This is a genomic window from Bariatricus sp. HCP28S3_A4, assembly GCF_052066395.1.
Classification (GTDB): domain Bacteria; phylum Bacillota; class Clostridia; order Lachnospirales; family Lachnospiraceae; genus Allocoprococcus.
The window spans coordinates 12,272-27,842 of the sequence record NZ_JBQHSE010000017.1 but is presented as its reverse complement, the minus strand read 5'-3'; the positions used below and the strand labels follow the sequence as shown (position 1 = coordinate 27,842).

Sequence of the window (15,571 nt, the reverse complement as noted above, 5' to 3'; positions counted from 1 at the left end):
CGAGCAAGCTCCCAACGTGTATCATGCTCAGTCCTTGCATGGCTCATTTGTTACGTGTACATTTTTGTGTCCACTCATACCAGTTCCATAACTACCGAGACTTTTATTTCGTTAAAAATCTCTTTTTTTCGTCCGATTTCCGAAGTCTTATTGAACTTGAAAACCCTCGAAAAGTGCGTAAATTCAAGGATTTCTACGAATTCACCCTTTGTAGACATGTGACGACTTCCACATGAACCGTTCCCGGGAATAAATCCACGCACCCAATCCGTTCCACCTGATACCCTCTCCCCTGCAGCATTTCCAGATCTCTCGCCACACTGGTCGGCTTACATGCGATATAAACCATCTTCTCCACGCCAAAATCAATGATCTTCTCCAGCGCCTTCGGGTGCACGCCGTCTCTGGGCGGATCCAGCACGATCAGATCCGGCACTTCCCCGAGGTCATCGATCACCTTCAGCACATCGCCTGCCCAGAAGGTACAGTTATCGAGCCCGTTCATTTTCGCATTTTCCTTTGCCGCTTCCACTGCTTCTTCCACGATCTCCACACCAACAACTTTTTTTGCAACCGGCGCAAGGATCTGGGCAATGGTGCCGGTTCCGCTGTAGAGGTCGAAAATCACCTTATCTTTCGTCTCACCGATATAATCTCTTACCTTTTCATACAGCACTTCCGCTCCCAGGGAGTTGGTCTGGAAGAAGGAAAATGGTGTGATCTTGAACTTAAGTCCCAGGAGTTCTTCGTAAAAATAATCCTGCCCATACAATATTTCCGTTCCTTCATCTTTCACGACATCCGCCAGGCTGTCATTTTTCGTATGAAGAATTCCGGCTATCGTCCCGTCCAGTTCAAGGGCTGTCAGGCAATTCACCAGTCCCCTTTTATCCAGTTCATACTCTGTCGTTGTCACAAGATCGATCAGGATTTCCCCTGTCTTTACCGCTTTTCTGACCAGTAGGTGGCGATAGAATCCTACATGACGCATGCGGTGGTAGTATGGAAGGCCTGTCCCTGCGGCAAATTCCAGCACGGCGGCAAGGATTTTCCGGTAATCTTCATCTACGATCCGGCATCCGGTCACAGGGACAATGTCATGAAAGCTTCCCCGTTTATGCATTCCAAGTGCAAGCGGACCGTCTTTGTACTCATCTCCGAAGGAGAATTCCATCTTGTTCCGGTATGCTTCCCGCACCGGGCTTTCTGCGACGCCTTCCCAGATATAGTCTCCATTTACCGCTGAATCCATCATGTTTTTAATCTGTGTCGCTTTTAAGCGGATCTGTTCTTCGTAGGGGAGATTCTGATACGTGCAGCCTCCGCAGCCTTTTTGAAAATCGTCTCCTTCTGCAGATGGCATCTGGCAGAAATGTGGGCACATCGGTTCTATCTCAATCGGGGACGGTTCCAGTACCTGAAGGAGTCTTCCTTCTGCCTGCCCTTTGCGGATTTTATTCACTGCAAAGCTCACCTTCTGCCCTGGCAATGTGTTTTTAACAATCACGTTTTTCTCTTCCCCATCTATTCTTGCAATCCCTTTATTTGGAAATTCTACTTTTTCAATCATTCCTTCCAGAATCTGTCCTTTTTTCATCGTACACCTCTAAAAATACTATTCTATTCTAATATACTTGTTCTAATCAACAATGCAAATTTCTTGGCATAAGCAAAGCTCAGGCATGGCAAAAAACAAGACAGGAACCTTTCTCTCAATTCCTGCCTCGCTTTACTCTTTTCAACTTACTGTACTTCATCCTCGTCACTGAAGAAATCTTCATCGAAGTCATCGTCGAAATCTTCATCGAAATCTTCAAGATAATCCGGAGTAAAGAAACAATATACTGCATATGCGATTGCTGCAACTGCTGCGACTGCTCCTACAATAGCCAGAACCCAGAGAATCGTCTTCTGAGCCTTATCCTCTTCCTCTTTCTTGTGGATTAAGTCATTCAATTTTGTTGTAGCAAGCATTTCTTCTATTCTGCTCATGCCTTCACATCCTTTCTGCCATTCACTCAGAGTTCTTACACTGAGTATCATACGCTCATCAATATGAAATTATTATATCATTCCCGTTACTAAATTTCTACCAAATTATATCATTTTTAGAAATTCTTTATCGTTCTATTCGACTTTTTCCAGTTTTGCAAACATAGCAAACATCTTCTTTACACCGGCCGTATCGAACTGAACCGTCACCTCGTAATCACGTCCGCCTTCGGTGATCTGTGTCACCGTTCCTTCACCGAATTTCATATGACGCACCCTGTCTCCTACACCGTAAGAAAGTCCCTCACTCTTCTTGACCTGGAACTGTTTCGGTGCGGCATAGGCATTCTTGTGGAAATTCATCACAGCCTGCTGATATGCTGTCCGCTTTGCCTCTTCTGCCTTTTTCTCTTCTTTGTGGAAGATTTCTCCGGTAGATAAAAGTTCCGGTGGGATTTCCTGCATAAAACGGGACATCCTGTTATATTGTGTCTCGCCCCGGACCATCCGCCGTCTTGCGCAGGTGAGGGTCAGTTCTTCCTTCGCCCGGGTGATTCCCACATAACAGAGTCTTCTTTCTTCTTCGATATCGGACGGATCATCCGAGGTAACAGACATATAACTTGGGAAAAGTCCATCCTCCATGCCTGCCAGATAGACATGCGGAAATTCCAATCCTTTCGCACTATGCAGGGTCATAAGAACCACGTAATCGGTATCCTCGTCAAGACTGTCAATATCGGCTACCAGTGCGACTTCTTCGAGAAATCCGGACAAAGTAACTTTCGTTCCCTCTGCTTCACATAATTCCTCGTATGCTATGATTTTATTCTTGAATTCTTCGATATTTTCAATACGACTTTGTGCCTCTTCATCAGTATCAGCCTGCAGTTCTTCCACGTACCCGGTCAGCTCGATGATCTCATCCATAAGCTTGGAAATGCTCATGTTTGCGCTTTCGGCTTTCAGCTGTTCGATCAGCGCCACAAAGGATTCCAGCTTCCCTGCGCTTCGCCCAATCGCCGGAATACTGTGTGCGCCAACCAGCGCATCATAAAAGCCGATCTCACGCTCTGCGGCATACTCCTGCACGCGGTTGATCGTGGTCAGGCCGATTCCCCTCTTCGGCACATTAATGATCCTCCGCACAGCCAGGTCATCTCTTCCGTTATCAATGGTTTTCAGATATGCAAGAAGATCCTTGATCTCCCGTCTGGCATAGAAATTGATGCCGCCCACAATCCGATAGGGCACATTGGATACAACCAGCTTTTCTTCAAACATACGGGACTGGGCATTGGTACGATAGAGAACCGCAAAGTCATGATAGCTTCGTTTTCCTGAATTTACTTCATTTTTTATATTGTTTACTATGTATTCCGCCTCATCAAATGCCGTATCAAACTGGCGGAACTGAATCGGCGTTCCCAGACCGTTCTGGGTCCAGAGCGCCTTCGCCTTACGTCCTTTGTTGTTGCGGATCACTGCATTTGCCGCATCCAGGATCGTCGTCGTGGATCGATAGTTCTGTTCCAGCTTGATGACCTTCGTATTCGGAAATACCTGTTCGAAATTCAGAATATTCTTAATATTTGCCCCACGGAATTTGTAAATGGACTGATCATCGTCTCCGACTACACAGAGATTCTTGTATTTCCCCGCAAGGATACTCACAAGCATGAACTGTACTGTATTGGTATCCTGATACTCATCCACCATAATATAGCGGAATCGTTCCTGATAGCTCTCAAGAACATCCGGCTGTGTCTGGAAAAGCTGAACCGTCTTTAGCAGCAGATCATCAAAATCCAGCGCATTGTTTGCCCGCAGCTGTTTCTCATACTCGGTGTAAGCCTGCGCGATCTTCTTCTGCATATAATCGCCCTCTGCCCTCAGTGCAAATTCCTCCGGTGTGACCATCTCATCCTTTGCCGATGAGATTGCCCCGAGAATGGTTCTTTCTTTCAGCATCTTGGTGTCGATCTTCAAATATTTACACACATCTTTCATCAGAGTCTTCTGATCATCTGCGTCATAGATCGTAAAGTTGGTATCATATCCCAGACGCTCAATGTATCTTCTCAGAATCCGGACGCACATGGAATGAAAGGTGCTCACCCAGATGCTCTCTGCCCCGAATCCTACGATGGAATCCACTCGCTCCCGCATTTCTCCTGCCGCTTTGTTGGTAAATGTAATCGCCAGTATATTCCAGGGATTCACTCCTTTTTCTTCAATGAGATATGCGATTCGATGTGTCAGCACTCTCGTTTTTCCCGAACCTGCTCCCGCAAGGATCAGAAGCGGTCCTTCTGTATGGCAAACAGCCTCTTTCTGCTGTTCGTTTAATGAATCATAAATACTCATATTCTACATCCTTTTCTGCAGCCGCTTGTCACAGCCTGTCTTTTCCCGTCTAATCTCTGCCTTCGCAGACGTACTTTTTATTATAATATAAAATCCTTCAATTGTCTCTTGTTTTTTCAAGAATCCCTACATACAAATGGAACTTAAGAAAATATTTATAGACTTTAAAAATTTACTGTGTTAAAATGGTATGGTCAATAAAGATACGGAGGGATCATCATGAGCCGGAAAATTAGAACTGAAGCTGTTGATTTTTTATTTGATGCTGTTTTAAGTCTGAAAAACCGCGAAGAATGTTATACTTTTTTTGAAGATGTCTGCACGGTAAATGAACTGTTATCACTCTCACAGCGCTTCGAAGTAGCGAAGATGCTGAGAGAACAGAAGACTTATCTGGAAATCGCAGAAAAGACAGGAGCTTCTACAGCGACGATCAGCCGTGTAAACCGTTCACTGAATTATGGAAATGACGGATATGACATGGTTTTCGCCCGCCTTAGCAAGGACCCGGAGGCAACTGAAGAATAAAAGAGAGAAGGAACAGGACGCCTGGGGAAAGCGTCCTGTTCTTATTTTTTATACTTTTTCTTATTTTCTTCATGTTCCGGAAATCCGTCAATGAGCTTTTCAATCAGCTGCTTTTTAATATATACGTCAAAACTCAGATTACAGATAAAGGCGAACATCTGGAGATACTCCCTTTCTTCTTCCGGTGCATCTTTGAAAGAATCTTCAGCGATCTTGTACAGCTCGCCGACACTTTCCTGCGTCTGTCCGACCCTGCCCTTCTCCATCTGACAGATTTCATCATAAACGCGCTCCATATCCAACTCGGATTCCGAGCCGAAATATCGGCTGATCATGGGTTCGAGCAGAGTTACGATATCCTTGATGGATAAAATACTCTTAAAATAATAAATAAAGATCAATACCAGCAGATGTTCCTTGGTGTATTTCTTCTTCACCGGCGGAGGAAGGAGGTCATTTTTCGCATAATTATTGATCATTGTCTTCGTCAGGATCTTGTCATCCGGATACCGCTTCGTCGTCTTAAGCTGTTCCTCCATGAAGGTCGTTACCTGATCCATATAGAGATCAATATTCGGGATATCAGCAGGTTTGATATAATCGATCCTTCCGATACTCTCCATAATACTGTTCAGTAAATCTTCCGTGTCAATTGTCATATTTCTCACCTCAATATATTCATTATATAGTAATGAAAACTAGATGGCAAGTATTTTTTCCAGCCTCTCAAGGGATGTATTTACCACCAGTTCTTCTGGGAATTCGCATTCTTTCAAAACTTCCATCGCCAGATCAAATCCTGCCAGATCCACATCCACGTGGGCGTCGCTTCCAATGGAGATCGGCACCTCATATTTTTTACAGAGACGCAGCATTTCCAGATCATTTTCCCTGGTATTCACACGGAATCCTCCCGGACGGAGGGAACTGTTATTCAGTTCCAGAAGCGTGTGCGTCTCTTTCGCCTTCTTTACGATTGCTTCATAATCTACCATAAATCTACCATCATCCGGATGCCCGATAATATCGATATGCGGGTTCTCCATTGCTGCAAGATATGCGTTTGTAATATCCTTTTTCGTCTTTGCCCCTTTATAGCACGGCGGATGAATACTGGCAATGACCAGATCCATTTCCGCAAGAACCGAATCCGGGAGATCCACACTTCCGTTCTCATCCAGTATATTGGCTTCCGTTCCAAGGAAGAGCTTTACGCCGCATTGATTTCTTGGAACGACACGCAGATTCTGAAAATAGAACAAATGGCAGCTTCCGGGCATGTCCGGCGCATGATCCGTCAGTGCGATCGCCTCCAGTCCTTTATCCGCAGCCGCCTTTGCCATTTCTCTTATCGTATTATATGCATGTCCACTTGCCAATGTATGTGCATGTGTATCTAAAACAATCTTCATTTTTCGCTATTTACTCCTCTTTTATAACTTGTTTCCTTACATTATCATAAACTCTTTATAAAGTTTTTACAATGAATTTTACATAGTTTTTCCCCTGATGCAGAAAATATCATAAAAAAAGGAAGGTTATTTTCATGAACAAAAAAGAAAAACAGCAAAACAATCGTATCATTGATTCCTATGATTATCTTGCCAATGCAGCCTCCTCCCAGGATTGTACAGGACTGATTCCCTCTCTCCCCATATCCCGTGCGGAGCTGGATTCCTATGAGGATGTTTATCACTACCAGCCTCCCAAAGTTCCGGTCAAAAAAGATGAGCGGGAATTGTAAAAATTCTATAAAATTGCAGAAGCGTCTGCCGGTCTATGGTATACTAATAAAAAGCGAATTGTGCAGACTACTCCTGCACAAGAATTTACAAAAGAGAGGAATTGATATGGATCTTTTATCTGCTCTCAAAAGTGCACATTTTTTCAATCACAAAAGGCGTCTTCTTCCCCTTACAACAACGTGGGGCGAGTCGCTGGATCCCGAGCACGTTCTGGAAGAGTATCCGCGCCCCCAGATGGTACGCGAACATTTTATGATTCTGAACGGTTACTGGGATTATACCATCATTTCCAAAAAGAAACGCCATGCTCCTATTTCAGGGAAGATTCTGGTTCCTTTTTCACCGGAAGCTCCTCTGTCGGGCGTGCAGCAGCAGATTTTCCCGGATGATACTCTGATCTGCGAACGGACACTCCCCGATGAGATTCTTCCGCCATACGGCAAGAGATGTATTCTTCATTTTGGTGCCGTGGACCAGCAGGCCAGTGTCCGGATCAACGGCCGGACCGTCATCGAACACACCGGAGGTTATCTTCCGTTTTCCGTAGATATCACCGACGCACTGACCGAACGTTCCAACATTCTGTCAGTATCTGTCAGAGACCAGTCGGACCGCTCCTTCCACAGCACCGGCAAACAGAAGCTGAAACGCGGCGGAATGTTCTATACAGCCCAAAGCGGCATCTGGCAGGCAGTCTGGGCGGAATGGGTTCCGGATATCTATATCACGGAACTGCATCTGACTCCTCAGTATGACAAGGAAACGGTGCATGTCTCTTTAAAATTGAACCGTCCGGTACCGGCATGCCGTGATCAGGATGCGGTCGTCTGCCATGTTCTTGATGCCGACGGCAACATCATTTCCAAAGGAATCTGCACCAATTATTCCGATTCTCTTTGTGAATATTCCTGCTACTGCGATGTGGACCAGATGGAGCCGTGGACTCCGGATCATCCTTATCTGTACCGCCTGCGTGTCCGTGCCGGCAAGGATGAGGTGACCGGATATTTCGCCATGCGCACCTATACTATTGAAAAGGATTCAAAAGGGATCTCCCGTTTCTGCCTGAATCACAAGCCCTTCTTTCTGAATGGAATCCTGGATCAGGGCTACTGGCCGGACGGACTCTATACCGCCCCTTCCGACGATGCTCTGATCTATGACATTACCAAGATGAAAGAACTTGGATTCAATATGCTGCGCAAGCATGTGAAGATTGAGACCGCCAGGTGGTACTATCACTGTGACCGCCTCGGTATGATCGTATGGCAGGACATGGTAAATGGCGGCGCCTATCATGCCCCCATTATGACCTGGATCCCGGCTCTGTTCCCGAAATTCAAGGTACGTATGAGTGACAAGCTGCACCTTCCTCTTGGCCGCAGGAGTATCCGGGGCAGAGAAGAATTCATTCAGGAATGCCGCGATACAGTCCAGGCACTTGGCTGTTTCCCGTGTATCAGCACCTGGGTCATCTTCAATGAAGGCTGGGGACAATTTGACTCCAAGAAGCTCACACGGCTATTGCGGGAACTGGATTCTGACCGACTGATCGACTCCGCCAGCGGATGGTTCGACCGCGGACAGGGGGATTTCAAGAGTGAGCATAATTACTTTGATAAACAGTTTGTAAATCCGGAACGACGCGCTTTCGTCATTTCCGAATATGGCGGGTACGCCTGTCAGATCAAAGATCATGTCAGCACGCGCGGTGTTTACGGGTATAAGGTTTTTCCGGCCGTCAGCGATTTCAGAGGCGCTTTCTACCGCCTGATGAGTGAAGAGATCGATCCGCTGATCGAGAAGGGGCTTTGCGGAGCCATCTACACCCAGGTTTCTGACATCGAAGAAGAAGTAAACGGTCTTCTCACCTATGACCGGAAAGTCTGCAAATTGGACAGGAATTAGACCGAAATATCAAAATTTTAAACGCAGGGGCACCTCTTATAAATGAAGTGCCCCTTTTTCTTTATTCTGATTCCAACAATATTCCGGAAAACGGCGGAAGATTTAGAATGACCTTTCCATTTTTGTACTCATTTCGGGCAAGAGATGTCTTTTTTGCGGTACTGCCACCGAATTCTTCCCAGTCTGAGTGCAATGCCACTCTGATTTTTGCATCTTCCTCAACCTTAAATTCATACGCTTCCTGCAATACATTCGAAAAATTAAAGACAGCTATATATTTTCTTTTGGTTCCAACGCGTTCCATCGCATAAATGCACCGCTCCTCCTGATGGCAGTCCACCCACCGGAAATTCTCAGGATCATAGTCCCTATGGAACGCATCATTTTCCCGGTAAATACGGTTCAGTTCTATCATATACCGGTGAAGCGCATCATGATTCGGATACTTCAGCATATCCCAGTCCTGCTCCCGCTTCTCATCCCACTCACGGAGCTGGCCGAATTCATTTCCCATAAAATTCAGTTTCTTACCCGGATGCACCATCATATACATGTACATCGCTCTGGCCTGCGGAAATTTTCCATCGTAATCCCCGTTCATTTTCTGAAGGATCGTCGCTTTCCCGTGTACCACTTCGTCATGACAGAATTCCAGCATATAATTTTCATGATAGAAATACATCATAGAAAATGTCAGTTTATGATAATCCCGCGCTCGATACTCCGGAGCCGTCTGGAAATACTCCAGCGTGTCATGCATGAATCCCAGATCCCATTTATAGTCAAATCCGAGGCCGCCCTTCTCTACCGGCTTTGTCACCCCCGGGTAGGAAGTCGAGTCCTCTGCGATGAGCATCGCCGTCGGATGGCGCTGTTTCAGCCCCTGATTCATGGTCTTCAGGAAATCCAGCGTCGTTCCGTTCACACCGCGTCGTTCATCTCCCTGCCAGTAGATCAACCGGCTGACCGCGTCCATCCGAAGCCCGTCAAAATGAAATTCCTCCAGCCAGTAATTCGCCGCCGACTGCAGGAAACAGCGCACCTCTCCCCGGGAATGCATGAAATTACAGCTTCCCCACTCACTTTCTCCTACTGCAGCATTTGGGTACTCATACAGACATGTTCCGTCGAATTCCTTCAAGCCATAATAATCCACCGCAAAATGCACCGGAACAAAATCCATAATCACTCCGATTCCTGCCTGATGGCATTTATCAACCAGCTTTTTCAGCTGATCCGGTGTCCCATACCGTGAAGTCGGCGCAAAAAATCCGGTATTCTGATACCCCCAGGAACCGTCAAACGGGTGCTCAGAAAGAGGCATGAATTCCAGATGTGTATAATGATTTTCCTTGATATATGGGATAAGAAGCTCCGCCAGTTCCTCGTAATCATACCAGTCCGTCTCTTCTTCCCCTTTCTTTTTCCAGGATCCTGCGTGCAGCTCGTAAATATTCAACGCCTCATCGTGCCTTACCGTGCGCGACTGCATCCATTCCTCGTCCTGAAACTGATAGGAATCCAACTCCGTCAGGATCGAACAGTTTGCCGGACGCAGCTCCATCTGAAATCCATAAGGATCCGCATGCTCTACCCGCCAGCCCTTTCCCGTGTAAATGCAATATTTATACATTTGTCCCAACTTTGCCGCAATCGGCTCCGATATATATACACCACTCTGGTTCTCCTGATACATCGGAATCTCCCGCCAGCTACTAAATTCTCCCATGACCGTAACGCCTCTCGCTCCCGGTGCAAATACACGGAAAATAAAATGATCCCCTTCTTTATGTGCTCCAAAATACCGGTAAACATCAAACAAATGACCTGTATAGAATTCTTTCTGCATTTCTCCTGGTTCCCCTTTCTCCTCATCGTATATCAGCTACGCCTATTATACAAAATGCAGAAAATAACCGTCAATAAAGCGGAAGACTACAATTTCTTGAAATTGTAGTCTTCCCATCATTTACGTTTCAAACCCTGCATACTGTGTCATATACAGTTCATAATATTTTCCTTTCTGTTCTTCAAATATATTGATGTATCTGTTATCTGTTGTCCTGTCACGAAAAGCCGGATATAAGAATCCAAATTCCGGTTTCCCCGGTTCGTACTCGCCGATAAGCGGACTGATTGTGCATAAAAGGTATGTATAAACCTCTTCCGATCCTTCCATCCACTCCTTATCACTGCCTTTTACGGGAACATCATATTGTCCGAAATAAAGATAACAAGCATACGGATATCCCGGATGAACTCTCTCTTGAATCAATTCATACAAAATATCCAGAAATGCATCATTCTTAAGTTCGGACTCTTTAATCCCATCCAATAACTGCCAGATGCTCCCCGGCTTTCTCGCAGAATCCGGGATTAGGTAGTCCTTCATTTGGTCATTGGTCCTGGAAATCAGAATCGTCTTCGCCATATTCAGATTCTTTGTCCGGTCCGGTACCGACAATTTCAGAAAATGCGTATTAAAAGTCCCGTCAACATAACCTTCCTCATCAAAATACGCCCCTGCAATCCTCGACACCGAAGACCTGGCCGGGGTCATACGTCTGGTCAGTTCCAGCATATCTTCCCTGTTAATCATACTCACTACTCCCGCCTTTTCCTGTCATTATAAAATCAATTCCGGTTTGCGAGTGACCAGGGGACAGGTACCTAGTCACATTCAAATTAGTATTATTATAAACACAACATCGCATTAAGTCAATTAAGATGACTTTGGGAACGGATACATAATAAACGGTGCTTCGAATTCTAATTCCCGAAGCACCGCTCATCCCATTCATATCATATATTCTATTCGTCACACATAGAATCCTCATCCACCTTTTCCAGTTTTTCAACTCTTTTTTTGTATATCAGTGAGGATACTACTAATGCAGCCAAACATAAACCTCCCGTACAAACGAACATAAAAACACCGGTCATAATAGATCCGATAAAATTATGATAATTTTGATAGGAAATCACAAACCAAATGACACCTAATGCAGTACCTGCAATTACACTGGCAATTACGTTTGTTTTAAAATTTGGTTTTAATTTTCTGTCCCAAATTCCATTTTTCATACAGGCAGCCGATAGATAAATTGCAAGGCACATAAATACGATCCATTCTCCTGCAAGATTTTTCGGACTGCCATTGCCCAAAAACATCTGAATCAACATTGCTGCCAGCAGTCCCCAAAAAGCAAACCAGCAGCCATTGTGTTCAATTTTCAAAAGTTTCAGTTCCTGTCTCTCGTCAAGATTATTCTTCTCTTTCTTCATCTTCCTCATCCTCCCAGAATAAATCATCTAAGCTCTTGTTTAATACACGGCAAATCTTTCGGCATAGTTTTATTGTTGGATTGTATTCACCCTTTTCAATGGCATTCATGGTCTGCCGCGAAACTCCGACCGCTTCAGCCAGGGCTTTTTGTGTCATATCTTTCTCAGCTCTCGCTACCTTTATAGCAATGTTTTTTGCCACTTGCTCTTCACCTCCTTGTTCCTTCCAACCATAGATTATCACTTATATGACAATATGTCAAATATATTTTACTTTTAATCGCATATAAACAACTATTTAATTTATTTCTCATTCAGACGTCCTTTTCTTCTATACCGTTTTCAGAATTCTTCGAATTAATCAGAACCATTATTTGCAAAACATGTTATAATCAAAAAGGCAGGTGTGTTTTATTCAGATAAATTCACTGCGGAAAAAGTCGGGAAACTCCATGGTGCTCCGATTATTTTTAAGTTCAGAACACAGGATATGTCTGACGCCGGTCATAAGTTATCTTGTCGCCAAATGGTGTGTGGCTTATAAAAAGCGTACCGACAGTATCTTGAAATAGAAAACATTGAAAAAATATAAACTGTTCAAATTCAACAAGACATAAAAGCAGCAAAAGGCTTCTTTCCTTCTGCTGCTTTTATGTCTAATCCATCATTATTTCGGAACCACGGTTCCAATAATATCCATAGTTTGAATAATACAGGCAAATCCGGCACTCATTGCAGATAGAATCATACGCAACACTGCCATTAGATTTCAATATTGATGTTTTGCACGATTACATTTTCCTGAATCTCAAAACAATAATCCATATCTTCATTATCCAAAATGATTTCGCGTGCATAATACATTCCATAGCCTCTATTTTCTCCTTTTGTCGAATAACCCTTATCATAGAGATGCGCTAACTCAGGCTTTGTGCCATATGTATTCTCTATGATGATCCGATATCCGTTTTCTGCATTTGCCATACGAATATCTACGTATTTCTTTTCAGATTTTTCTGCCGCTTCGATGGCGTTGTCAATCAGGAGCCCCAGCAGGCGGCTCGACATCTTTTAAGGACTGCCACGCTTTTCCCTTTTTATCTAAAGCCACCCAGGTATCCCGGATATTCGTATCAAAATACTCTTTCAAATGCGGCATGTCATCCTCTTCGATGAAACCGGAGATCGTTGCGATCAGGTTTTTGTAATCATGGCGAAGCTCTCTGGATTCATCAATCAATTGTTCCAAACCGGATACGTAATTTTCCGTCATTTTCAAACGTTCCTGGTCTGCTTTCTTTTCTTCTTCGGAACGGATGGTCTTTGTAAAATAAATCAGTACAATGCTTGTACTTAGAAAACAGAGACCAAAAAGAACGCTATTCATTAAGAGTACGGATTGATTATAATTGACTGTTTGTCCCATTACTACATTAGCTACGAAAATAGCAACAAAACATATCAAATTTATTAATATCCCCGAATTAAATTTGTTACTGCTATTAATATATTTTAGAATATTTATCTTATTATACATTATTTTTCTGATCAAAATGATGAGTAAAGCAAATATTCCAGTATATATAATATCGAATATAACTACATAAGAACTACCAACTACTATTATTCCAAAAAATTTATTCAAAATATATAATACAATTTGATTAAAAATAACATCTATCATATATCCAAGACATGCAAAACATAAATTTATTATTTTATGTTCTTTTTCACCCAGTGCTATAATAATCAGAATGAAGCTAATAACAGGTATTGTAGTTCTTTGTCCCCAAGGCATTATCAAACTAATGATTCCAACAATGAAAGTAGTTATAAAAAGAATTTCGTAATACTTCTTTTCCATGTTTTTTGTCAGCAGACCACATCTACACTCATTTTTCATTTTACGGTGCGTACGTACATAAATAAATTAATCCACACCCACTCCGATCCATCCCTATGTCTATAAATGTTAACACAATTCAAAATAGTTTACAATACAATCAAAAATCCCTAATACTTATTTAAAATCAAAAAATAGCTAAGACCAGTCCCATCCCGATCTTAGCTATTTTTTAACATCTACATTCTTTATTTTCCAAGTGCCGTTTTCTGTGAAACTACAGTTGATTTTTCATAGCAGGCAAATGCCTCGTCTACCAGTTTCTTATCCGGCTTCGGTGTAACAAGGCTGACAAGCGGAACGATAATCAGACCGCCGAGCATTGCGATTGCACCCGTATTGATCGGAGACTGCATGATCACCGGAAGGCTTGATCTTGCAAACATATTGATAAACGTAAGACCGCAGCCCCAGATGAAGGATACCCAGCAGGATGCTACCGTTGTCTTCTTCCAGTACAGCGAATACAGGAACGGAGCCAGGAAGGAACCTGCAAGTGCTCCCCATGACACACCCATCAGCTGTGCGATGAAGGTTACGGAACTCTTATACTGAATCAGTGCAAGTACTGCAGAAATCGCGATAAATACGACGATAAATCCACGGATTACAGTTACCTGCTTTTTGTCATCCATATCTTTTACCACGTTATCTTTAATAAAATCGATCGTCAGTGTGGAACTGGACGCGATTACCAGTGAGGACAGTGTAGACATAGATGCGGAAAGTACCAGGATTACTACCAGTGCGATCAGCATCGGGCTTAAACTCTCCAACATGGTCGGGATAACAGAATCATATCCATTTGCGGCAATATCAATTTTATCGGAGAACAGACGTCCGAAACCGCCAAGGAAATAACATCCGCCGGCTACAACCAGAGCAAACAGCGTGGAAATAATAGTTCCTTTCTGAATCGCGTTCTCATCTTTGATCGCATAAAATTTCTGAACCATCTGTGGAAGTCCCCATGTACCAAGAGAAGTAAGGATAACCACAAACATCAGGTTCAGTGGATCAGGTCCAAAGAAAGATGCGAATACACCGGGCGCGGTAGAAACCGTTTCATCCGAAATCTGTGCAAGTCCCTGGTATGCTTCCATAAATCCGCCTTTGCTTGCAAGGACTGCCGCGATCACTGCAACAATACCTACCAGCATAACCATACCCTGAATGAAATCATTGATCGCAGTAGCCATATAACCTCCGGCAATTACATAGATACCGGTGAGAACTGCCATCAATACAATACATACGGAATAATCAATGTTAAATGCCATTCCGAATAATCTGGAAAGACCATTATAAAGCGATGCTGTATATGGGATCAGGAACACGAAGATAATCAGGGAAGCACACAATTTCAGTGCTTTACTGTTGTATCTCTGTCCGAAAAACTGCGGCATCGTCGCTGAATCAAGATGCTGTGTCATGATTCTGGTTCTTCTTCCCAGAACTACCCATGCAAGAAGTGAGCCAATAATGGCATTTCCAATACCGGCCCAGGTCGCTGCGATACCATATTTCCATCCAAACTGTCCCGCGTATCCTACAAATACGACCGCGGAAAAATAAGAAGTACCGTATGCGAAAGCGGTAAGCCACGGTCCAACCGAGCGGCCGCCCAATACAAAACCATTTACATCTGTTGCTGTTTTGCGGCAATACAGACCGATTGCGATCATCAGTGCAAAGTATGCCAGGAGTACAATTACTTTTAACATTTTCTTTCCTCTTCCCTCTCAACTAACTCATTGAGTTTGTGCTTTTTCTTTAGTACCTTAAAGTTTTAATCTTTAAATCGTTAAAGTAATAAAATTGTAGCATACGCCATTTGATCTGT

At 43.7% G+C, this 15,571-nt stretch carries 15 protein-coding genes; 3 read left to right on the top strand and 12 right to left on the bottom strand.

All coding sequences use genetic code 11. The annotated features are described in order from the left end of the window. Positions 1-193: 193 nt before the first annotated feature. The 3 genes from rlmD to pcrA all read right to left on the bottom strand — a co-directional run bounded on the left by rlmD (position 194) and on the right by pcrA (position 4,359). Positions 194-1,597, bottom strand: a complete 1,404-nt coding sequence (gene rlmD / locus ACTNBF_RS09820; protein ID WP_441089162.1) for a 23S rRNA (uracil(1939)-C(5))-methyltransferase RlmD — start codon at positions 1,595-1,597, stop codon at positions 194-196. A gap of 146 nt (positions 1,598-1,743) precedes the next feature. After that, positions 1,744-1,992 carry a DUF4366 domain-containing protein gene (locus tag ACTNBF_RS09815; RefSeq protein ID WP_427808535.1) on the bottom strand — a complete coding sequence of 83 codons (249 nt, stop codon included), beginning with the start codon at positions 1,990-1,992 and terminating at the stop codon, positions 1,744-1,746. Between the two features lie 135 nt (positions 1,993-2,127). Further along, positions 2,128-4,359 carry a DNA helicase PcrA gene (gene pcrA / locus ACTNBF_RS09810; RefSeq protein ID WP_441089160.1) on the bottom strand — a complete coding sequence of 744 codons (2,232 nt, stop codon included), beginning with the start codon at positions 4,357-4,359 and terminating at the stop codon, positions 2,128-2,130. 219 nt (positions 4,360-4,578) lie between these two features. Here pcrA and ACTNBF_RS09805 point away from each other — a divergent pair, with 219 nt between their 5' ends. Next, complete coding sequence (locus tag ACTNBF_RS09805) at positions 4,579-4,887, top strand: YerC/YecD family TrpR-related protein (RefSeq protein WP_427808531.1); 309 nt, start codon at positions 4,579-4,581, stop codon at positions 4,885-4,887. 41 nt (positions 4,888-4,928) lie between these two features. Here the strand turns inward: ACTNBF_RS09805 and ACTNBF_RS09800 are convergent, their stop codons facing one another. Next, entirely contained in the window at positions 4,929-5,546 is a 618-nt protein-coding gene (locus tag ACTNBF_RS09800; protein ID WP_441089159.1) for a DUF1836 domain-containing protein, read from the bottom strand. A gap of 39 nt (positions 5,547-5,585) precedes the next feature. Further along, on the bottom strand, positions 5,586-6,299 hold the full coding sequence (locus tag ACTNBF_RS09795; RefSeq protein WP_427819682.1) for a phosphatase: 714 nt from the start codon (positions 6,297-6,299) through the stop codon (positions 5,586-5,588). Between the two features lie 134 nt (positions 6,300-6,433). On the opposite strand from ACTNBF_RS09795, the gene ACTNBF_RS09790 reads away from it, so the two are divergent. Further along, positions 6,434-6,631, top strand: coding sequence for a hypothetical protein (locus ACTNBF_RS09790; protein WP_427808525.1), 198 nt, complete (start codon positions 6,434-6,436; stop codon positions 6,629-6,631). A gap of 106 nt (positions 6,632-6,737) precedes the next feature. Then, complete coding sequence (locus ACTNBF_RS09785; RefSeq protein ID WP_441089158.1) at positions 6,738-8,540, top strand: glycoside hydrolase family 2 protein; 1,803 nt, start codon at positions 6,738-6,740, stop codon at positions 8,538-8,540. A gap of 61 nt (positions 8,541-8,601) precedes the next feature. On the opposite strand, the gene glgB is transcribed toward ACTNBF_RS09785, so the two are convergent. The 7 genes from glgB to ACTNBF_RS09750 form a co-directional block, all read right to left on the bottom strand. Further along, entirely contained in the window at positions 8,602-10,389 is a 1,788-nt protein-coding gene (gene glgB, locus ACTNBF_RS09780) for a 1,4-alpha-glucan branching protein GlgB (protein WP_441028068.1), read from the bottom strand. Positions 10,390-10,509: 120 nt separating this feature from the next. Then, positions 10,510-11,139 carry a DUF4317 family protein gene (locus tag ACTNBF_RS09775; protein WP_427819684.1) on the bottom strand — a complete coding sequence of 210 codons (630 nt, stop codon included), beginning with the start codon at positions 11,137-11,139 and terminating at the stop codon, positions 10,510-10,512. Between the two features lie 212 nt (positions 11,140-11,351). Further along, the gene (locus ACTNBF_RS09770) at positions 11,352-11,825 is read right to left on the bottom strand and encodes a DUF6773 family protein (RefSeq protein ID WP_441028066.1); all 474 of its coding nucleotides are present in this window, start codon (positions 11,823-11,825) and stop codon (positions 11,352-11,354) included. Beyond that, positions 11,806-12,027 (bottom strand): helix-turn-helix transcriptional regulator, encoded by a 222-nt coding sequence (locus tag ACTNBF_RS09765; RefSeq protein ID WP_441024431.1) that lies wholly within the window; start codon positions 12,025-12,027, stop codon positions 11,806-11,808. The genes ACTNBF_RS09770 and ACTNBF_RS09765 overlap by 20 nt, the downstream gene beginning before the upstream one ends. 560 nt (positions 12,028-12,587) lie before the next feature. Next, a complete protein-coding gene (locus ACTNBF_RS09760) occupies positions 12,588-12,893 on the bottom strand; it encodes a GHKL domain-containing protein (RefSeq protein WP_441089157.1) in 306 nt (101 codons plus the stop codon). Then, positions 12,862-13,689 (bottom strand): hypothetical protein, encoded by an 828-nt coding sequence (locus tag ACTNBF_RS09755; RefSeq protein ID WP_441024429.1) that lies wholly within the window; start codon positions 13,687-13,689, stop codon positions 12,862-12,864. The genes ACTNBF_RS09760 and ACTNBF_RS09755 overlap by 32 nt, the downstream gene beginning before the upstream one ends. Before the next feature lie 227 nt (positions 13,690-13,916). Next, entirely contained in the window at positions 13,917-15,452 is a 1,536-nt protein-coding gene (locus ACTNBF_RS09750) for a sodium:solute symporter family protein (protein WP_427808515.1), read from the bottom strand. Between the last annotated feature and the right edge of the window lie 119 nt (positions 15,453-15,571).